Raw genomic sequence first — 21,532 nt, forward strand, 5'->3', positions numbered from 1 at the left:
CATGGCCGCTACCCCGCTCATCCGCATCGAACACCTCACCAAGCGGTTCGGCGGCTTCACCGCCGTCGAGCAGGTGTCGCTGGACATCATGGAGGGCGAGTTCTTCGCCCTGCTCGGGCCTTCCGGCTGCGGCAAGACCACGCTGCTGCGCATGCTCGCCGGGCTGGAGCTGCCGAGCGAGGGCCGGATCCTCATCGACGGGCAGGACATGAGCAGCGTGCCGCCCAATCGCCGGCCGGTGAACATGGTGTTCCAATCCTATGCGGTGTTCCCGCACATGAGCGTCAAGGCCAACGTCGCATACGGCCTGAAAATCGCCGGCGTGCCGGAACCGGAGCGCACCGATCGCGTGATGGAAGCGCTGGCCCTCGTCCGGCTGGAGGGCATGGCCGATCGCAAGCCCGACCAGCTTTCCGGCGGGCAGCGCCAGCGCGTCGCGCTCGCCCGCGCGCTGATCAAGCGGCCGCGCGTGCTGCTGCTCGACGAGCCGCTCTCCGCGTTGGACGCCAAGCTGCGCGAGACGATGCGCTTCGAGCTGACCCGCATCCAGGAGACGGTCGGCGTCACATTCGTGATGGTCACCCACGATCAGGACGAAGCCCTGGCGATGGCGTCGCGCTGCGCGCTGATGAACCGGGGCGCGCTGCAACAGGTGGCGACGCCGAGCGACCTCTACGAATATCCGAACAACCGCTTCGTCGCCGACTTCATCGGCAGCGTGAACCTGTTCGAGGGGCGGCTGGTGGTGGACGAGCCGGACCATGCGGTGATCGCCTCGGACCAGCTCGGCGCGCGGATCTTCGTCGACCACGGCGTCACCGGGGCAACGGACGCCACCGTATGGGCCGGCCTGAGGCCGGAGAAGGTCGAGATGGCGCACCTCAACGGCGCCGCGCCGCCCGCCCGCGTGGGCGTGCCGGAGGGGCATAATCTGGTGCGCGGCACGATTCGCCGCGGCGCCTATCTCGGCAGCGAGACGGTCTATGACGTGGCGCTGGAAAGCGGCGCGGAGATGCGCGTGCTGCGCAGCAATGTCACCCGCTATGTCGACCGCGAATTTGCCGAAGGCGACGCGGTGTGGCTGAGCTGGGCGCCGCGTTCGCCGGCGGTACTGCTGTCATGAGCGCGCGGCCGATCCTCGGCATCATCGCCTGCTCGCGCCCGTCGGGCGAGGAGATCACCCAGGCGGTGGTCAACCGCTATGTCGAGGCGGCGGCGCGCTATGGCGATGCCGCCCCGCTGATCATCCCCGCCCGCCCCGACCTGTTGACGCCGACGGAGGCGGCGGCGCGGATCGACGGCCTGCTGCTCACCGGAAGCCCATCCAACGTCCAGCCGTCGCGATATGGCGAGCCGGACGCGGAGGGGTCCGGCCCGTTCGATCCCGGCCGCGACATGATGAGCCTCGGCCTGATCGAGGCGATGATCGCGCGCGGCCGGCCGGTGTTCGGCATCTGCCGCGGCTTTCAGGAAATGAACGTCGCCTTTGGCGGCACGCTGGCGCGCGACCTCGGCGAGGAGGCGCGGGCCTTGTCCCACCACGCGCCCGCCGATGTCGATTTCGCGAGCATGTTCGGCCATCTCCACGATGTCGCGCTGACCCGCGGCGGCCTGCTCGCCGCCGGCCTCGGGCGGGACAGGTTGCGCGTCTCGTCGGTCCATTTCCAGGGCATCGGCCGGCTGGGCGACGGCCTGGCGGTGGAGGCGCGGGCGCCGGACGGGGTGGTGGAGGCGGTGTCCGCCACCGTCAACGGCGCTCAGCTCCTCGGCGTACAATGGCATCCCGAGTGGCAGGTGGATGCCGACGCGGCATCACAGGGCTTTTTCGGATTGCTGGGCAAGGCCCTTCGTGGGCTTGCGCTGGCGCCGGCTGAGAAAATGGAGAAGCAGGCGTGAACAGGCGCAACTACAACGTGTCCGAGCTTCGGCGGCTGGACGTCGCCCATCATCTTCCGGCCCAGTCCAGCTACCGGCTGCAGCAGCAGATGGGCGGCAGTCGCATCATCACGCGCGCCGAAGGATCGACGGTGTGGGACGCCGAAGGCAATGCGATACTTGACGGCATGGCCGGGCTTTGGTGCGTCGACATCGGCTATGGCCGCGCCGAACTGGCCGACGTCGCGCGCGAGCAGATGCTCGAGCTGCCCTATTACAACAGCTTCTTCCGCACGGCGACGGCGCCGGCCGTCGAACTCGCCGCCAAGCTCGCCTCGCTGCATGGCGGCGCTCTCCAGCATATCTTCTTCAACACCTCCGGGTCGGAATCGAACGACACGGTGCTGCGGCTGGTGCGCTATTACTGGGCGCTCAAGGGCCAGCCCGAGCGCAGCATCATCATCAGCCGCCACAACGCCTATCATGGCTCCACCGTCGCCGGCGCCAGCCTGGGAGGCATGAGCTTCATGCATGTGCAGGGCGGCCTGCCGATTCCCGGCATCGAGCATATCATGCAGCCCTATCATTTCGGCGACGGCTTCGGCGAAGACCCGGAGGAGTTCGCGCTGCGCGCCGCCGACGCGCTGGAGGAGCGCATCCTCGCGATCGGCGCCGACAAGGTGGCGGCGTTCATCGGCGAACCGGTACAGGGGGCGGGCGGGGTCATCATCCCGCACCGCGCCTATTGGCAACGCATCGAGGCGATCTGCCGCAAATATGGCGTGCTGATCGTGTCGGACGAGGTGATTTGCGGCTTCGGCCGGCTCGGCCGCTGGTTCGGCTATCAGCATTTCGGCTTCACGCCGGACATCGTGTCGATGGCCAAGGGATTGTCGTCCGGCTATCTCCCCATCTCGGCGACGGCGGTGAGCCACGAGATCGTCGAGACGCTGCGCGCCACCGACGATGATTTCGTCCACGGCTACACCTATTCGGGCCATCCCGTCGCCGCCGCCGTCGCCTTGCGCAACATCGAGATCATGGAGCGCGAGGCCCTGGTCGATCGCGTCGCCGATGACGCCGGCCCACATTTCGCCGAGGCGATCGGCGCGCTCGCCGATCATCCGCTGGTCGGCGAGGTGCGCACATTGGGGCTGATCGGCGCGATCGAGCTGGTGGCCGAAAAGGGCACCAATCGCCGCCACGGCAAGGGCGGCGCCGCCGGGCCGGTGGTGCGCGACGCCTGCATCGCGCGCGGCCTGATGGTGCGCGCCATCCGCGACACGATCGTGATGTGCCCGCCCTTCGTCATCACCCATGAGGAGATTGACCGGATGGCCGCAATCATCCGCGCCGCGCTGGATGAGGCGGTGGGCACGCTCGCCCATCTCGCCGGCCTGCCGCCGCCGCAATTGCTGGAGGGCGCGCAGCCGGGGTTGTAGACTGTGCGTCGACACCGACCCGGAAACGGACCAGGCAGGAAAGGCGGTGGCTTATGGCGGACAAGTTCGCGCATTGGATCAGGGATCACGGCATCAGCGAGGTGGAATGCCTCGTGCCCGACATGAACGGCGTCATCCGCGGCAAGGTGTGGCCGGCGCAGAAATTCCTGCAATCCACCGGCAATGGCACGCTGCGCATGCCGAGCAGCATCTTCTCGGTGACCGTCACCGGCGAATATGCCGACGACGAGACCGCCGGCGAATCCTTCAGCGATCCGGACATCACGCTGGGTCCCGATCCCGCCTCGATGTGCGTGGCACCGGGCTTCAAGACGCCGACCGCGTTCGTCTTCGCGGATGCACTGCATCGCGACGGAGCCCCGTTCGAGATTGCACCGCGCCATGTGCTGCGCCGCGTGCTCGATCGTTACGAGGAGATGGGCTGGCGCTTCGTCATCGCGCCGGAGCTCGAATTCTACCTGACCCAGGTCAACGCCGATCCCGACCTGCCGCTGCTGCCGCCGACCGGTCGCTCAGGCCGCTCGGAAACCTCGCCCCAGCCCTATGGGCTTGAGGCGATCACCGAATATGAGGACATCATCGAGGATATCTACGAGCAGGCCGAGACCGCCTCGCTCCACCTCGACACGATGATCCACGAATCCGGTACCGCCCAGCTGGAAATCAATTTCAACCATGGCGATCCCATCCACCTGTGCGACCAGGTGGTGGTGTTCAAGCGCATCGTCCGTCAGGTGGCGCTGAAGCATGGCGTCTACGCGACCTTCATGGCCAAGCCCATGGAGAACCAGCCGGGCAGCGCCATGCATCTCCACATGTCGGCGGTGGATGCGCAATCCGGCGCCAACCTCTTCTCCACCGTCGGCGGCCACATGAGCGACGCGTTCCGCCATTTCGTCGGCGGGCTGCAGCATCTGCTGCCCGAGGTGGCGCCGCTGTTCGCGCCCAACGTCAACTCCTTCCGCCGCATGCGGCCCGGGCACAGCGCTCCGATCAACCTGCAATGGGGCCTCGACAATCGCTCCTGCGGCCTGCGCGTGCCGACCGCCGACCGCGCCAATATGCGCATCGAGAACCGCCTGCCGGGCGCGGATTCGAACCCCTATCTGGCGGTCGCCGCATCGCTGATCTGCGGCTATGTCGGCGTGCGCGACAGGATGGAGCCGCTGCCGCTGGTCGAAGGCAACGCCTATATCCACGCGCGCACCCTGCCCCGCAATCTCGACGAGGCGCTGGATCGCTTCGCCCGCTGCGACACCGTCATCGACCTGTTGGGCGCGGCCTTCGTCAAGGCGTTCCTGCTCATCAAGGCCGACGAGCTGTCCGCCTTCGAAGGGGTGATCAGCTCGTGGGAGCGGGATCACCTGCTGCTCAAGGTCTGATCAGCGCCGATAGGTCAGCGTCAGCCCCATCGTGCGCGGGCGCACCGTGGTCCTGGTGTAGAGATAGGTGCCCCACAGCGCCGGCCCGTCCGCCAGCGGATCCTGATCGCCCGCGGCGGTGCGCCCGACCCGCGGATGGGAGTCCATGAGATTGTCGACGAACAACGCAGCGTTGACGTCGCCAAGCTGGACGCCGGCGCGCAGGCCGACGAAGGTCCGCGAGGCGGTGTAGAGGTTGGTCGGATCATAGGTGGCGACGCCTGGATCGCGGTTCGGCGTCAGCCGATGCAGCGGTCCGGTATACTGGAAATCGCCGCGCAGGAAAAAGTCATGCGCAGCGGCGGTGAAATTATACTGGGCGCCGACGCTCGCCGACCAGGGCGGCACGCCGAGGGCGTTGCCCTTGTTGACGACGGTGCGGGTGCGGGTGCCCACGAATTGCACGGTCTCGGTATAATGGGCGTCGGTATAGCCGAAGGCGCTGTCGATGGTCAGGCCGCGAAATGGCGTCACCGTCGCCTGCAGGTCGAAACCGCGGCTGCGCGCCGTGCCGAAATTGCCGGTGAAGGCGATCGCGCAGACGGGCACGGTGAGACGCGACTGGATGCCCGACCAGCGTATGTCATAGACGCTTGCGGCGATCGACAGCTTGCCACCGATGCGGTTCTTTGAGCCGAGCTCGATGCTGCGCACCTTGTCGGACGCATAGGAGGCCGGCGCGCTCGACAGGCCGAGGCGCTCCAGCCCGGCTTCGCACACCGACACGGGCACCGGCGGGTTGGCGCCGGCAGGACGGAAGCCCTTCGCCCAGCTCGCATAGAAGAGATTGTTCGGATCGGCCTGGAAATTGACGCCAAGCTTGGGCGTGAACGGCTTCTCCGACGATTTGCCCCGCGCCTCGGCGCGTTCGGCGTTCTGCGAGCCGTCGGCGAAATTGTTGAACGAAAATTTCGTCTTCGAATAGCGCGCGCCCGCCGTCACCTTCAGGCGATCGGTGATCGCGTAGGTGAGATCGGCGAAGCCGGCGAGCTGCGTATCGGTTGCGGCGGTATAGCTGATATAGCTGTCGCGCCCGTAATAGGGCCACTCGAAATAGTCTTCGACGGTCATGCCGAAGGTCGCGTTGAACAGGGTGTCGCCAAGCGGATCGATCAGCTCCTCGATGCTGGTCTGCCTTGAGCGCTGGTAGAACAGGCCGACCACCCATTGCAGCCGCGACGAGGAGTCGTTCGACTGCAGGCGGACCTCCTGGGTGAAGGAACGCTGGCGATTGGTGACCAGTGACGGGCTCAGATAATAGGGCAGATCCTTGTTCGGCCCGGTCGGCGTCAGGAAAGGATAGAAGACCGGGTCAAGGCCCTGATCCTCCATATAGGACTTATACTCCTCCTGATAATAGCCGAGATCGTAGATCGTGCCGTCATAGCCGGTGTAATTGTCGCGGTGATACCAGGAGGTATTGGACACCAGCCGCGCGGTGGTCCCGAAATCCCACTGGACGTTGATCGCCGGCAGATAGAAGCGATCCTTGTTGCCGCGATATTCCGGCGAACTGGTGCGGAACTGGCCCTTGCCCGGATCCGACAGCCCTTCGAACCAGGTATCCGAGGCGTTGCCGGTGCGCCGCTGGTAGAAAATCGACGGCGTGATGAGGATATCGTCGGTCGGCTTGAACGCGAGTGCGCCGCGCATCACGTCGACATCGCCGTAATTGATGTTCTTGTCGTCGACTTCGCCCGACTGATTGTCGACATGATCGACATAGCCGCCGTCACGGCGATGATAGGCGCTGATCCGGAAGCCGATCCGGTCCTCGATGATCGGGCCGCCGACCGCGGCGCCTGCCTCGTAATTCATGCCGCCATGGGCGATGGTCGAGATTTCGGCGCGGGAATAGACGCTGTAGTCCTTGAGGCCGGGCTGGGGCGTGATGTAGCGCACCGTGCCGCCGACCGAGCCGGCGCCGAACAATGTGCCCTGCGGGCCGCGCAGGATCTCGACGCGCTCCAGATCGAAGACGGCGGGGCGGGAATCATCGGCGTTGAAGCCGAGCGCACGCATCTGCACCGGCGTATCGTCGATATAGATGCCGGTGGTGCCCGAGCCGCCATTGGGCGCGATGCCGCGGATGGTGATGCCGTTAGAGCCGCGATTGAACGACACGCCCGGCGTGAAGCGGGCGATATCCTCCATCGAGCGGACATTCTTGATGTCCATCGTCTCCTGCGAAAAGGCGCTGACGCTGATCGGCACCCGGGACAAGACTTCGGCAGACCGCGTGGCGGTGACGACGATTTCGCCGCTGGTATCGCTCGCCACCGAATTGGTCTGGGTCTGCGGCGCCTGGGCTTGGGCCAGGCCCGGCAGGGATATGCCGATCAGCAATGCGATCCGGCGCGCGTGCAGCGTCATCTGCTCACCCCCTTTGATTGCGACGCCTCTTCGGAGGGCAGTCTCGCAGTCGTTATGCGATCACAGTTTGGAGGTGAGGTCAATTCTTATCGCACTGGCGAGGTTTCGCCGGTCCGGTTGACAAGGCTTCGTGTTGTTGTGATCACACTGCATCCCATGATTGAGGAGTCTCCAGATGCGCAGCATCCTCGCCACCGGCCTGCTCTTGTCGGCAAGCTCGCTCATCGCCCAGCAGCCGGTCGTCCATCCGATCAAGATCGCCAGGGCGGAGGCCGGCGGCGCCGTCTTCGCCCGGCCGCAGACGATCACCAAGGACAATAAGGGCAAGCGCACGCGCGATCTCGTCGCGATGATGTCCACCGACAAGAAATTCGAAAGCGGCATGTACGAGGCCGGCCCAAGCCATTTCGAGGTGAAGGACCGCAATTACGGCGTCGACGAGTTCATGCTGTTCGTGAAAGGATCGGTGACACTGACCTCGCTGGACGGCACCAAGACGGTGCTCGGGCCCGGCGACGCGGTGACGCTCCCCGCCGAGTGGCGCGGCACATGGGACACGCCTGGTTACACCAAATATTATGTGATCTATTCGCGCGAGGGCAAGCTGGAGTAGCAGCGCGTCAATCCTCGCGGGATTATCCACACTGGCCCATTGTCCGCTTTTCCGCGGGGGGAGCCCGGCATATGCTGGATGCATCGCTGAAGGGTCACGATGCCATGAACGACCGGCAGAGCCCGCCGATGATCGGCCCGCGCCTGCATCATCTGCGCAAGGAAAGACGATTGACGCTCGATGGGCTCGCGCTGGCCTCGGGCGTGTCGCGTTCAATGCTGTCGCAAATCGAGCGCGGGCAGGCCAACCCGACATTGGCGATCATGTGGTCGCTGTCGCAGGCGCTCGGCATTGATCTGCCGGACTTCGTCGGCGGCCAGCGCGTCGAGTGGCGCAGCCGCATCGAGCTGACCGCCGCTTCCTTCGTGCCCGAAATCCGCACGGAGGACCGGCAATGCGTGATGCGCATCCTCAGCCCGGCCGACAAGGTGGGCGAGACGGAGATGTATCACCTCACCATCGCGCCCGGCGGCGAACTCAATTCGGAGGCGCATACCCAGGGCAGCCAGGAGCATCTCTCGGTGCTGGCCGGCGAGCTGACGGTGATGAGCGGGGACACCACCGCCACGGTCGGCACCGGCGCGATCGCGCGCTATCGGGCCGATGTGCCGCACGCCATCCGCAACCATACCGCCTCGCCCGCCGAAGCTCTGCTGGTCGTCCTGTCCTGATCTTTTCGGCGCCGTAGGGCGGCCGGATTTGTGCGCTAAAGCCCGGCTTTCTTGCGGATATCCATTATATCGGAATCCACAGTGGAATTCCGCTTGACTTATAACAAGAGCCGCGCAGATTACAGCATCAGATGCGACTCAAACGGAACATCTCCGTGGAGACGTCGGCTTTACTTGTAAAAGACAGCTAGTATCGGGCTTACTGACGCTCTGGAATCACCACGATTCCGAAGACGACGGCGTGCTGTCTTCAAGCATGGGGAGAAAAGCCAGCAGGGGTGGCAATTAAGTTCTTCGTGTCTGGGGGCATCGCCGATGGACGCCACGAGCCGCATAGGCCGGGCGACCAGCGTCGACCAGGGTTCGAAGCGAACCAACACAGGTGGAGTCCGGGTCGTTACTCGCCTTCCGGCACGAATGCCGGCGGAGCAGCGGGTCGCGGCAAGATTGAGACGTCAGGCAGTGTCGCAATGCGCGACGCCCGGATCGCTTTCATACAGCGTGTTCGGGACAGGCGGAGCTTTGTGACCACGGTCACGTCACATCTCGAAGCAACGATAGCCAGTTCTCGCAGATACGGATGCGTTACAGAACAGACTGGAAAAAAGAGAGGGGATTCCTGCGCATTGGCTAGACTTTAAAAGGGGGACAGGGCAATGCAGAAAAATGCAATAATGTGCCGCGATTCTTCATCCGGAGTTCGTCGCAGGCTTAGGCTTCTTGCCACCACCAGCGGTTCGGTGTTGCTGATCGGATCGCAGGCGTTCGCGCAATCCGCGCCGGCGCCGGCCGCCGCCGAGGCCCCACGTCAGGAAGAGATCGTCGTCACGGGCTCGCTGATCTCGCGGCCCGATTATCAGGCGAACAGCCCGATCGTCTCGGTGGGCGAGGCGGCGCTCGCCAATACCGGGCAGATCACGGTGGAGCGCGCGCTCGCCCAGATGCCGCAATTCTCGGGAAGCGGCATCGGCCAGTCGAACACCAGCAGCACCGGCACCGGTCTTACCGGCGGCCAATCCTATGCGTCGCTGCGCGGCCTCGGATCGAAGCGAGCGCTGATCCTGCTCGACGGCAAGCGGTTGCAGCCTTCCAATCCTGACGGTTCGGTCGATCTCAACACCATTCCCGAAGCGCTGGTCGGCAATGTCGAGGTCATCACCGGCGGCGCTTCCACCACTTATGGCTCGGACGCGACGGCGGGCGTGATCAATTTCCGGCTGAAGCGCGATTTTACCGGCTTGTCGCTGAAGGCGCAGACCGGAATCACCAATTACGGCGACGGCGACAATTACCGGATCACGGCGACGGCCGGCGGCAAGTTTGCCGACGATCGCGGCCGCGCTTTCGTTTCGCTGGATTATTCCAAGCGCGAGCGCGCCAAGAGCCGCGAGCGGCCGTGGAACCTCGCCCGCATCTATGTCGGCGACGTCAACCAGGCAACGCCGTACGGCCTCGCCATCTTCACGCCGAACAATCAGCCCACCCTGGCCGCCGTCAATGGCGTGCTTTCCCAATATGGCAAGGGCACGCTCACCGCGTCCAACGGCAACCGTAACTACATCGGCCAATTGTCCTTCAACAATGACGGGACGCTCTGGACCGTCAACGGTGCGCCGGTGATCAACTTCCGGGGTACGGATACGGACGATTCCTACCTCGTTCCCAACGGCAACTCGATCTACGGCCCGGCATTTCAGACCAAGTTCGCGTTCCGTGGCGGCGATACCCAGTCCAACATGAACCGCTATATGGCGATGGGCCGGGTCGATTATGAGCTGACCGATGCGATCAACGCCTATGGCCAGTTCAGCTATACGACCTACAATCAGGATTCGATCGTCAACACGACGCTGTCGAACAATTTCTATACCCAGCATATTCCATATAACAGCTATTTCGTGCCCGCCGATCTGCGCGCGGTGCTGGCGTCCCGCCCCAATCCTACCGCCCCGTTCGACTATACGAAGCAGTGGCTGGCGGTCGGCAATCGCGGTCAGACCTACAAATATAACGTCTGGCAGGCGATGGTCGGCATGAATGGCGAGCTCGGCATCGGCGATCTAACCTGGGACGCCTATGGCAGCACCAGCGTCTCGGATTTCTACAATGGCCAGACCGGCGGCCTCAGCGCCGCCCGGCTCGTCGACCTGCTATCGGTGACCGACGGGAATTTCAGCCGTTTCAACGGCTGCACGAATTTCAACATCTTCGGGGACCTGCCGATCTCGCAGGCGTGCAAGGATTACATCCTGCGCGACACGCTCAACACCACGCACATGAAACAGAACATCGTCCAGGGCACGGTGCAGGGCAGCCTGTTCAAGCTGCCGGCCGGCGACGTGCGCTTCGCGGTCGGCGCCGATTACCGGTCCAATTCCTTCTTCTACAAGGCGGACGGCGCGCTCAATCAGCCGCCGGGCACGAGCTATTTCGCCGATGGCGGCAGTGACGTTATCGGCTTCGCCTCGCTGCGCGACTCCTCCGGCGAGGTGAAGGTCAAGGAATTGTTCGGCGAGCTGTTCGTGCCGGTTCTCCAGGATCTGCCGTTCATCAAGGAGCTCAACCTTGATTTCGGCTATCGCTATTCGGACTATAACTCGATCGGCAGTGCCCACACCTACAAGGTCGATTTCGACTGGCGGGCGATCGACGAGATCCGCTTCCGCGGCGGCTATAACCGCGCCATCCGCGCGCCGAGCGTGGGCGAATTGTTCGCGCCGGTTTCCAACGGCAGCACCAGCATCGGCACTGCCACCGCCACCGGCATCGCCGGCGATCCCTGCGACGTCAATTCGTCGTTCCGCAGGGGCTCGAACGAGGGCCGGGTCCGCGCATTGTGCCTGGCGCAGGGCATGGATGCGGGCACCTATACGAGCTACACCGGCACCGCCCAGGTCTTCCCGCTCACCGGCGGCAATCCCGATCTGAAGGAGGAGACGGCCGACACGCTGTCGTTCGGCGCGGTGCTGACCTCGCCGTTCGAAAGCCCGCTGCTGCGCCAGATCCGCATGTCAGTCGACTGGTACGACATCAAGATCAAGGGCGCGATCGGGACGCTGTCCGTCGCCAACTCGCTGCAGGCCTGCTTCAACGCAGACGGCGTCTCCAACCCCAATTATGACGCCAATAATTATTACTGCACGCTGCTCGGCACGCGCCAGACCACCGGCCGGCTCGGTGCAACCTCGATCCAGCCGCTGCTCAACCTCGGCCAGTTCGAGGTGTCGGGCATCGACGTCCAGTTCGACTGGCGCGCCGGGCTCGAGGATTTCGGCCTCGGCGAACATAGCGGCGTGCTCGCGCTGCGCACCATCGTCAGCTATCTCGACAAGTTCGATATTCAGGATCGCCCAGGTCAGCCCACTTATAATTATGCGGGCTCGATCGGCCGGTCGATCGACAGCAGCGCCGGCATCACCCATCCGCGCTGGAAGGCAAACACCAACCTCAACTACTCACTCGACAAGCTCGATCTCAGCCTGACGTGGCGCTTCCTCGCCAAGATGAAGCACAGCAACCTCGTCACCAATCCGTCGAGCACCACCAAGGGTATCGCTTCCTACAACGTGTTCGATCTCAACATCGGTTACACGTTGCCGGGCGACATCGACATCAGCGTCGGCTCGACAAATATCTTCAACAAGGCGCCGCCATCCTACACGGATACGCCGGCGACCTATGACTCCTCCACCTACGACGTCCTCGGGCGTACTTTCTTCATGACGCTTGCCAAGAAATTCTGAGCTATCACGGATTGGCCGGGGGAGGCCCGGCTGATCCGCATTTCCTGAGACGATCTGACGGAGACGATGATGAACCGGATGATGAAAAAGGGTGGACGGGCGTTGGGCATGTCGGTGTCCGCCCTCTCGCTGGGCGCCGCCGCGCTCGGGCTGGCGACGACTTCGCTGGTCGCGCCGACCACGGCGGCGATCGCACAGCAGGCCCTGCCGACACCGGAAGCGTGGTTCGGCCACCGCATGGGCACGGACGGCTTCCTCGAGCCCTACGACAAGATGGTGTCCTATTACCGCCAGCTCGAGAAGTCGTCGAACCGCATCAAGGTGGTGGAGATCGGCAAATCGACGGAAGGGCGGCCTTATCTGGCGATGTACATCTCCTCGCCGGAGAATCTCGCCCGTCTCGAAGAATATCGGCAAATGAACCTCAAGCTCGCCGATCCGCGCGGCGTGCCGCAGGCCGAGCTGGATCGCATCGTGCGCGAAGGCAAGCCGGTCATCGCCCAATCCTATGATCTCCATTCGACCGAGATCGGCTCGTCGCTGACCGCGGTGGAATTCACCTACAATATGGTCAGCAAGACCGACGCGGCGACGATGAACGTGCTCAACAATGTCATCCTCGTCATGCTGCCGTCGATCAATCCGGACGGCCATGAATATGTCCAGCAATATTACATGAAGTATAAGGGCACCTCTTTCGAAGGCGGACCCGTTCCCTATCTCTATCAGAAGTATGTCGGGCACGATAACAATCGCGACGCGTTCATGATGAACCTGTCGGAATCCAAGGCGCTCGGCAAGCTGCTGTTCGTCGACTGGAAGCCGGAAGCGTATATAGACCATCACCAGATGGGGTCCTACGGCCCGCGCATCGTCATCCCCCCCTATGCCGATCCGATCCGCCCGGACGCCGATCCGCTGGTGTGGCGCGAGGAACAATGGTTCGGGGCCGAGATGGCCGCCAACATGGACGCGGCCAAGCTGCCGGGGGCGATCGGCAACGCCATCTATTCCGGCTGGGGCCATTTCGGCTTCCACTGGATCACGCCATTCCACAACACCGCCGGCATGCTGGATGAGTCGGCGAGCGCCAACATCGCCTCCCCGCTGTACATCCACCCGGATCAGATCGCCGATACCGGCAACCAGCGCAACGTGCCGGATAACCGGCCGCAGATGAACATGCCCGATCCCTGGAAGGGCGGCTGGTGGCGCCCGCGCGACATCGTCGAGCGCCAGCTCGTTACCTCCTGGTCGGTGGTCGACATGGCGGCCCGTAACCGCGAGATGCTGCTGCGCAACGCCATACTCAAGGCCCAGCGCCAGACCGATCGCGGCGCGGCGGGCGAGGTCAAGGCGTTCATCCTGGACATCAACCAGCATGATCCGCTGACCGTGACGAAGCTCGCCAACTCGCTCATCGAACAGGGGGTCGACGTGTATCGTGCGCCGGCCCAGTTCGTGCAGGAAAATCGGGTCTATCCGGCCGGTACCTATGTCGTGCCGATGAACCAGCCGAACATGGGCCTGATCCGCTATCTGCTCGGCCGCACCTTCTTCCCCGACGATCTCTATGCGCGGACGCGGGATGGCACGCCGATCAGGCCCTATGACATGTCCACCGACACCCAGAACGAGTTCATGGGCGTCGAGGCCACGCCGACCGGCATCGCCGTCACCGCCAATATGGAGAAGCTCACCGGGCCGGTCACGCCGCGCGGCACGGTCGCGGCCGGGGGCACCTACCTGCTCGACGGCGCGCTCAACGACAGCTTCCACGCCACCAATCTCGCGCTGAAGCAGGGGGCGACGGTGCGGCGCGTCGAACGGGCGAGCGGCAACGCCAAGGCCGGCGATTTCATCGTCACCGGCCTGTCGCAGCAGGCGGCCCAGTCGATTGCCACCACCACCGGCGTCAATTTCGCCGCTGGTGACAGCACCGCGGGGGCGGGGGCGATCGCAATGAAGATGCCGCGCATCGGCATGTTGAAGCGGTGGCGCGGCGGCAATATCGACGAAGGCTGGACGCGCCTGCTCTTCGAAACCTACGAATTCCCGTATAATTCGGTCATGGATGCCGAGATCAAGGCAGGCAATCTCATCAAGAAATATGATGTGATCGTGCTGCCGTCGGATTCCGTCGGAATGATGACCGGCGAGGGCGGCGGTCGCGCCGGCGGCGGCGGCCTTGGCGGCGGCGGCAATGACGCCTTCCCGCCGGAATTCCGCAGCGGTTTCGGCGAGGAGGGCATCAAGGCGCTCGACGATTTCGTCAAGGCGGGCGGCCGCATCGTCACCTTCGGCGAGGCGGGCAACCTCGCCATCGAGAAGTTCCGCCTGCCGGTCCGCAATGTCGTCGCCGGCCTGCCGACCAAGCAGTTCTGGTCGCCCGGCTCCACGTTGAACATCAACGTCGCCAACGACACCCCGCTCGGCTATGGCATGCCGAACAAGGCGCTGGCGATCTACACGCAGGAATGCCAAGTCTACGAAGCGATCCCGAGCATGCACAATGAACGGGTCGATGTCATCGCCTCCTATGCCCAGAAGGACATACTGCGCAGCGGCTGGCTGCTCGGCGAGGATATCATCGTCGGCAAGGCGGCGGCGGTCGCCGTCCAGCATGGTCGCGGCGACGTCGTGATGCTCGGCTTCCGGGCGCAGCATCGCTCCCAGGCGCATGGCACCTACAAGCTGGTGTTCGACGCGATCTACGACATGCCGATGCGGAACAAGGGCAGTTTCGGCGCCGCTCCCGGCGCTGCCAGCGGCTCCTGATCCGCCGGCCCGTGGCCTTCGCGCCCCCAGACGCGAAGCGCCACGGGCCGTCACCTCATCGTTGCAGGGCGCGCCCCCCGGCCCGGCAGGCCGGGGACAGCCCCGGCTTGCTCCAAGCGGACACGCGATCATGACTTCATTCACCACCGGCGCCTGCGCCATCGCCCTCCTGTTCGGCGCGCTCGATGCGGGCGCGGGCGCCGCGCAGATCGCCCCCGACCGGCTCGATGCGCTGAAGGCCGAGGCCGCGCGCGGCGTCGACGGCCGGGCCAAGCTGGTCCAGGAGATGATCGACTCGATCTTCAGCTTCGGCGAACTCGCCATGCAGGAGGTCGAGACATCACGGTACATCACCGCCATCCTCGAGAAGAACGGCTTCACCGTGAAGCGAGGCGTCGCTGGCATTCCGACCGCCTGGACGGCAAGCTGGACCAACGGCACCGGCGGTCCGGTGATCGCCGTCGGCTCCGACCTGGACGGCATTCCCAAGGCCAACCAGAAGCCGGGGGTCGCATGGAAGGAGCCGATGATCGTCGGCGCGCCCGGCCATGGCGAGGGCCATAATAGCGGCCAGGCCGTGAACATCGCCGCCGCACTCGCCGTCAAGGACATCATGATCCGCGAGAAGATCCCCGGCACGCTGATGCTATGGCCCGGCGTTGCCGAGGAGCCGGTAGCCGCCAAGGCGTTCTTCGTGCGCGACGGCATGTTCAGCGCCGTCGATGCGGTGCTGTTCACCCATGTCGGCTCGAACCTTGGCACCAGCTGGGGCCAGCCGGGCGGCACCGGCGGCATTTCCGTGCTGTACACCTTCACCGGCGAATCAGCCCATTCCGCCGGCGCCCCGTGGCGCGGGCGCAGCGCGCTCGACGCGGTGGAGCTGATGGATGTCGGGTGGAATTTCCGCCGCGAGCATCTTCGTCCCGAACAGCGCTCGCATTATGTCATCAAGGACGGGGGCGACTTCCCCAATGTCGTGCCTTCGACGGCGACCGTCTGGTATTATTTCCGCGAGCAGACCTTCGATAATATCCGCAAGAATTTCGAGATCGGCACTCGCATCGCCAATGCGGCCGGGATGATGACCGACACCAGCGTCGCCAGCCGCATCATCGGCACCGCCGCGCCCCAGCATATGAACCGGCCAATGGCCGAGGCCGCCGACGCCAACATCCGCAAGATCGGCCTGCCCAGCTGGACCGCGGAAGAGCAGCAATTCGCGCGCGCCGTGCAGAAGCTGGTCGGCGGCAAGGAGATCGGCCTTGACACCGCGCTGAAGCCGATGGCCCCGCCCGATCCCGAGCCGAAGAGCGGCGGCTCCGACGATATCGGCGACGTGTCATGGACGCGGCCGACGATCACCATCCGCTACCCCTCCAACATTCCCGAGCTGCCGGGCCATAACTGGTCGAACGCGATCGCGATGGCGACGCCGATCGCGCACAAGGGTGCCGTCGCCGGCGCGAAGGCGATGGCGATGACCATGCTCGATCTGTTCACCCGGCCCGAACTGCTCAGCGCCGCCAAGAATTACTTCACCAACATTCAGACCAAGGATCAGAAATATCAGCCGGTTCTCACCAACGAGAAGCCATATATAGAAATGAATGCCGATATCATGGCGGAATTCCGGCCTCGCATGCGGCCGCTTTATTATGATCCGTCCAAATATAAGAACTATCTGGAGCAGATCGGGGTGAAGTGGCCGTCGATCGAGAGGCCCAACCCATGAGCGTGAGCCTTGGCGACATCATGCAGGCGGCGAAGCGGATCAACGGCGCGGTCACGCGCACGCCGTTCCTTCAATCCCACACCCTTTCCGAGCTGGCCGGCGCGGAAATCTGGCTGAAGTTCGAAAACCTCCAGTTCACCGCCTCGTTCAAGGAACGCGGCGCGCTCAACAAGCTGCTCACGCTGTCCAGGGAGGAGCGGGCGCGCGGCGTCGTGGCGGTGTCGGCGGGCAATCATGCCCAGGGCGTGGCGCTGCACGCGCGCAACCTTGGCATCCCCGCGACGATCATCATGCCCAGCGGCACGCCGGGCGTGAAGGTCGCGCGCACTGCCAGCTTCGGCGCTCGCGTCGAGTTGATCGGCCAGGATTTCGCCGAGGCCAGCGCGGCGGTGCGCAGCTACATCGATGCCGGCCTCACCTTCATCCATCCGTTTGACGATCCTGAGGTGCTGGCCGGACAGGGCACAGTCGCGCTCGAGATGATCGAGCAAGGGCCGGCGCCGGACGCGGTGCTGGTGGCGCTCGGCGGCGGCGGGCTGATCGGCGGCGTCGCCACCGTGTTCAAGACCCTGTCCTCCAACACCGAGGTGATCGGTGTGCAGAGCGAACTCTATCCGTCGATGGCGGTGGCGCTCGGCCGGCATAATGGCCGGGTGATCGGCGGCACCTCCGTCGCCGAGGGCATCGCCGTCGCCAAGCCGGGGTTGCTGACGCTGGAGGTCGCGCGCCGGCTGGTCGACGATGTCATCGTCGTGCCGGAGCCGCGCATCGAGGACGGCGTGGCCCTGCTCCTCCAGATCGAGAAGACATTGTGCGAGGGCGCGGGTGCCGCCGGGCTCGCCGCTGTGCTCGACAATGCCAAGCGATTCCGCGGCAAGCGCGTCGGCCTGATCCTGTCGGGCGGCAATATCGATACGCGCGTGCTGACGGCGATGTTGCAGCGGCATCTCGCGCGGATCGGCCAGTTCATCCGCATCCGCATCGTCATGGCCGACAATGCCGGGCTGCTCGGCACGGTGTCGACGATCATCGGCCAGCGTGGCGGCAACATCCTCGACGTCGATCATGATCGCATGTTCGGCGATGCCTCGGCCCGCTCGGTGACGGCGACCTTCGTCATCGAGCTGCCCGAGCGCGAGCGCAGCAAGGAGATCCTCGCCGCGCTGCGCGATGCCGGCTTCGCCGCCGACATGATCGAGCAGCCGCCGATGCCGACACTTCAGCGACAGGTAGCCTGATGTCCCGCCCCGCTCTGCATCCGGTCGACGACGCCACCATCGCCGCGCTGGAGGCGCTCGACGCGCGGCTGCGCTGGCTGTCGGCGTGGACGATCCACAACGCCAATCACCTGCGCGACAGCCGCGACAGGCTGAAGGTCGGCGGGCATCAGGCATCCTGCGCGTCGATGACGGCGGTGATGGCGGCGCTCTATTTCCACGCGCTCCGCCCGCAGGACAAGGTGGCGGTCAAGCCGCATGCCGGGCCGGTGCTGCACGCCATCCATTATCTCCTCGGCAACCAGACGCTCGATCAGTTGCAGCGCTTCCGCGGCTTCGGCGGCGCGCAAAGCTATCCGTCGCGCACCAAGGACAAGATCCCGGTCGATTTCTCCACCGGTTCGGTCGGCCTGGGCGTCGCCGTCACCGCCTTCGCCAGCCTTGTGCAGGATTATCTGATCGCGCACGGGGCGATGGCCGAGGCGGATGCCGGGCGCATGGTGGCGCTGATGGGCGACGCCGAACTTGACGAAGGCAATATCTACGAATGCCTGATCGAGAGCTACAAGCACGATATCCGCAATTGCTGGTGGATCGTGGATTACAACCGGCAGTCGCTCGACGCGACGACGGCGGACCGTATGTTCAGCCGCTTCGACGACATCTTCCGCACCTGCGGCTGGCGGGTGGTGACGCTGAAGCACGGCAAGCTGCAGCGCGCCGCCTTCCGCCGCCGCGGCGGGCCGACGCTGGCGGCATGGATCGATCATTGCTCCAACGCGGATTATGCTGCGCTCACCTATCAGGGCGGCGCGGCATGGCGCGAACGGCTGCGGCGTGATCTCGCCGATGACGGACCGGCGCTCAGGCTGGTCGACAGCTATGACGACGACGCGCTCGCCGCCCTGATGACCAATCTCGGCGGCCATTGCCTGGAAAGCCTGGTACAGGCCTTTGCCGAAGCGGACGACGATCGCCCCACCTTGTTCATCGCCTATACGATCAAGGGCTTCGGCCTGCCGCTGGCCGGCCACAAGGACAATCATGCCGGCCTGATGAACCCCGGCCAGATCGACGCGCTGCGCCAGAGCATGGGCATCGCCGAGGGCGCGGAGTGGGAGGCCTATGGCGGGCTCGGCGACAATGCTGCGGCTATGCTGCAGGCGTTTGTCGCCGCATCACCCCTCGCCCGCGGGCCGGCGGCGCCCGCCGCCGAGGCCGTCCCCGTGCCCGACGCCTTGCCGGTGCCGGAGGGCAAGGAGCAATCCACCCAGGCGGCGTTCGGACGCATCCTGCTCGATCTCGCCAAAACCGGCCACCCGCTGGCGCAGCGCCTCGTCACCACCTCGCCGGATGTCACCGTGTCGACCAACCTCGGCGCGTTCGTGAATCAGTGCGGCCTGTTCCGCCGGCAGGAATTGAAGGACGTGTTCCTCGCCGCCCGCATCCCGTCCGCGCAGAAATGGGTCGGCCACAGCGCCGGTCAGCATATCGAGCTCGGCATCGCTGAGAGCAATCTGTTCCTGATGCTGACGGCCCTCGGCCTGTCGGCCCCGGTCTTCGGCACCCGGCTGCTACCGATCGGCACGGTCTATGATCCGTTCATCGCGCGCGGCCTGGATGCGCTCAACTATGGCTGTTACCAGAATGCCCGCTTCCTGCTGGTGGCGACGCCCTCCGGCCTCACGCTGGGGCCGGAAGGCGGCGCCCATCAGTCGATCCACTCGCCGCTGGTCGGCATCGGCCAGCCTGGCCTGACCTATTTCGAGCCGGCCTTCGTCGACGAGCTGGCGCTGATGATGCACTGGGCGTTCGGCCACATGCAGGCGCCCGACGGCGGCGCCGTCTATCTTCGCCTGACGACGCGGGCCATTGATCAGGTCGCCCGCGACGACGATCGCTGGAAGGCGGATGCGCTGCGGGGCGGCTATTGGCTGAAGCCGCCCGGCCCCGGCGCCGCCGCTGCCATCCTGTTCACCGGCGCGATCGCGCCCGAAGCGCTGGCGGCGTGGGAGAGCCTGCTGCCCGATCTGCCCGGCCTCGGCCTGCTCAACGTGACCTCCCCGGACCTGCTGCATCGCGGCTGGTCGGCCGCGCAGGCCGATCGCTGGACGACCGGGAGCCACGCCCCGAGCCATGCCGAGACGCTGCTTGGCGCGCTCGATCCCGGCGCCGGCCTGATCACGGTCGTCGACGGATCGCCCTCGACCCTGTCCTGGCTCGGCGGCGTGCGCGGCATGCGGGTCAGCCCGCTCGGCGTCGACCGCTTCGGCCAGACCGGCGACCTGCCCGACCTCTATGCCGAATACCGCCTTGATCCGGACGCCATCATCGACGCTGCCGCCAACCTGTTCCTCGCGCCCTAAAGCCGATCGCGCAGCGCGAAGAACGACATGGCCGCGACAAGCGTCGGCCAGCGCAGCCACCGCCCGCCGGGGAAGCGCGGCACCGGCAGCGCCGCCAGCCGATCCAGCGCGGCGCCGTCGGCATTGGCCAGCGCATCGGCGACGAGCTTGCCGAAATAAGGGGCAAGCACCACGCCGAGTCCGGAGAAGCCGCTGATGTTGGTGATCCCCGGCGCGACCTCGCGCACCAGCGGCAGGCGATTGGGCGTGATGGCGAGCATGCCCTGCCAGCCATAATCAATCCGTGCCTTGGCCAGCTGCGGGAAGATGCGCAGCATGTGCTCGCGCACCAGCCCGGCGATGTCGTTGGGCGCACGATAGGAATAGCTTTCCCCGCCCCCGAACAGCAGCCGGTGATCGGCGGTGGTGCGGAAATAATAGACCACGAAGCGCGAATCCGACACCGCCTCGCCATCGCGGATGAGGGCGCGCGCGCCGGCCTCGCCAAATGGTTCGGTGACGGCAATGTAATTGGCGATCGGCATCACCCGCGCCTCGACCGCCGGCACCAGCCCGCGCAGATAGCCGTTGCCGGCGATCACCACCCGGTCGGCGAGCACATGGCCGGCGGGCGTCTCCACCCGCCAGCGCCCGTCCTGTCTGGCGAAGCCGGTGGCCGGCGAAGCCGGGTGGAGCCGCGCCCCCGCGCCGAGCGCCGCCCGCGCGATGCCGAAAGCGAGCTTCAGCGCGTGGAGATGCCCGCCGCGCATGTCGAGCATGCCGCCATGATAATCATGGCTGGCGACGCGCGCCCGCACCTCCTCGCGATCGACGAAGCGCAGGCTGCGGTGATCATAGCGCTCGTTCATCAGCGCGACGTGCCGCCGCGTGTCCGCGACGATGCGCGGCTTGTGATCGACATGGAGATGACCCGGCACGAAATCGCAGTCCGCGCCCTGCCCGGTGATCAGCCAGTCAAGATGGTCCCGCGCGTCGAGCGCGATCCGCCACAGCGCCATCGCCGTCTCCGGCCCGAGCCTGCGTTCCAGCCATTCCTGATCCCGCCGCATGCCGACATGCACCTGCCCGCCGTTGCGCCCCGACGCCCCCCAGCCGAGCTGCGCCTGCTCCAGCAGCACCACCGCCATTCCCGCCCGCGCCAGGTGCAGCGCCGTCGACAATCCGGCATAGCCGCCGCCGACGACGCAGACGTCCGCAGTCTGGGCGCCGGCCAACGGCGCCGCGGCGGGCGGCGGGCCCGCCGTCGCCGCATACCATGAGGACGGATAGGCGGCGGCCAA

Annotated in this window: 13 protein-coding genes; 11 read left to right on the forward strand and 2 right to left on the reverse strand. The window is 65.5% G+C overall.

What is annotated here, in order from left to right; translation table 11 throughout:
* The first annotated feature begins 1 nt into the window (after position 1).
* The 4 genes from KOF26_RS08590 to KOF26_RS08605 are packed head-to-tail and all read left to right on the forward strand — an operon-like array spanning position 2 to position 4,720.
* Entirely contained in the window at positions 2 to 1,123 is a 1,122-nt protein-coding gene (locus KOF26_RS08590; RefSeq protein ID WP_216323268.1) for an ABC transporter ATP-binding protein, read from the forward strand.
* Entirely contained in the window at positions 1,120 to 1,896 is a 777-nt protein-coding gene (locus KOF26_RS08595; RefSeq protein ID WP_216323269.1) for a gamma-glutamyl-gamma-aminobutyrate hydrolase family protein, read from the forward strand. Before KOF26_RS08590 ends, KOF26_RS08595 begins: the two co-directional genes overlap by 4 nt.
* On the forward strand, positions 1,893 to 3,317 hold the full coding sequence (locus tag KOF26_RS08600) for an aspartate aminotransferase family protein (protein ID WP_216323271.1): 1,425 nt from the start codon (positions 1,893 to 1,895) through the stop codon (positions 3,315 to 3,317). The genes KOF26_RS08595 and KOF26_RS08600 overlap by 4 nt, the downstream gene beginning before the upstream one ends.
* A 53-nt stretch (positions 3,318 to 3,370) precedes the next feature.
* Complete coding sequence (locus KOF26_RS08605; RefSeq protein WP_216323273.1) at positions 3,371 to 4,720, forward strand: glutamine synthetase family protein; 1,350 nt, start codon at positions 3,371 to 3,373, stop codon at positions 4,718 to 4,720.
* On the opposite strand, the gene KOF26_RS08610 is transcribed toward KOF26_RS08605, so the two are convergent.
* A complete protein-coding gene (locus KOF26_RS08610; protein ID WP_216323275.1) occupies positions 4,721 to 7,132 on the reverse strand; it encodes a TonB-dependent receptor in 2,412 nt (803 codons plus the stop codon).
* Positions 7,133 to 7,307: 175 nt separating this feature from the next.
* On the opposite strand from KOF26_RS08610, the gene KOF26_RS08615 reads away from it, so the two are divergent.
* The 7 genes from KOF26_RS08615 to KOF26_RS08645 all read left to right on the forward strand — a co-directional run bounded on the left by KOF26_RS08615 (position 7,308) and on the right by KOF26_RS08645 (position 20,252).
* Complete coding sequence (locus KOF26_RS08615; RefSeq protein ID WP_216323277.1) at positions 7,308 to 7,745, forward strand: cupin domain-containing protein; 438 nt, start codon at positions 7,308 to 7,310, stop codon at positions 7,743 to 7,745.
* Positions 7,746 to 7,816: 71 nt separating this feature from the next.
* Positions 7,817 to 8,416, forward strand: a complete 600-nt coding sequence (locus KOF26_RS08620; protein WP_216323278.1) for a helix-turn-helix domain-containing protein — start codon at positions 7,817 to 7,819, stop codon at positions 8,414 to 8,416.
* 740 nt (positions 8,417 to 9,156) lie between these two features.
* Entirely contained in the window at positions 9,157 to 12,159 is a 3,003-nt protein-coding gene (locus KOF26_RS08625; RefSeq protein ID WP_216323280.1) for a TonB-dependent receptor domain-containing protein, read from the forward strand.
* A gap of 108 nt (positions 12,160 to 12,267) precedes the next feature.
* On the forward strand, positions 12,268 to 14,937 hold the full coding sequence (locus tag KOF26_RS08630) for a M14 family zinc carboxypeptidase (protein WP_253201282.1): 2,670 nt from the start codon (positions 12,268 to 12,270) through the stop codon (positions 14,935 to 14,937).
* A 130-nt stretch (positions 14,938 to 15,067) separates the two neighbouring features.
* Positions 15,068 to 16,669: a peptidase dimerization domain-containing protein gene (locus KOF26_RS08635; RefSeq protein WP_216323284.1), complete on the forward strand. Its 1,602-nt coding sequence runs from the start codon at positions 15,068 to 15,070 to the stop codon at positions 16,667 to 16,669.
* On the forward strand, positions 16,666 to 17,907 hold the full coding sequence (locus KOF26_RS08640) for a threonine ammonia-lyase (RefSeq protein WP_216323286.1): 1,242 nt from the start codon (positions 16,666 to 16,668) through the stop codon (positions 17,905 to 17,907). The genes KOF26_RS08635 and KOF26_RS08640 overlap by 4 nt, the downstream gene beginning before the upstream one ends.
* A complete protein-coding gene (locus tag KOF26_RS08645) occupies positions 17,907 to 20,252 on the forward strand; it encodes a thiamine pyrophosphate-binding protein (protein WP_216323287.1) in 2,346 nt (781 codons plus the stop codon). Before KOF26_RS08640 ends, KOF26_RS08645 begins: the two co-directional genes overlap by 1 nt.
* On the opposite strand, the gene KOF26_RS08650 is transcribed toward KOF26_RS08645, so the two are convergent.
* Positions 20,249 to 21,532: an NAD(P)/FAD-dependent oxidoreductase gene (locus KOF26_RS08650; protein ID WP_253201283.1), complete on the reverse strand. Its 1,284-nt coding sequence runs from the start codon at positions 21,530 to 21,532 to the stop codon at positions 20,249 to 20,251. The two genes, KOF26_RS08645 and KOF26_RS08650, sit on opposite strands and share 4 nt — an antisense overlap.

The organism is Sphingomonas quercus (assembly GCF_018863195.1).
Taxonomy (GTDB): Bacteria; Pseudomonadota; Alphaproteobacteria; order Sphingomonadales; family Sphingomonadaceae; genus Solisphingomonas; species Solisphingomonas quercus.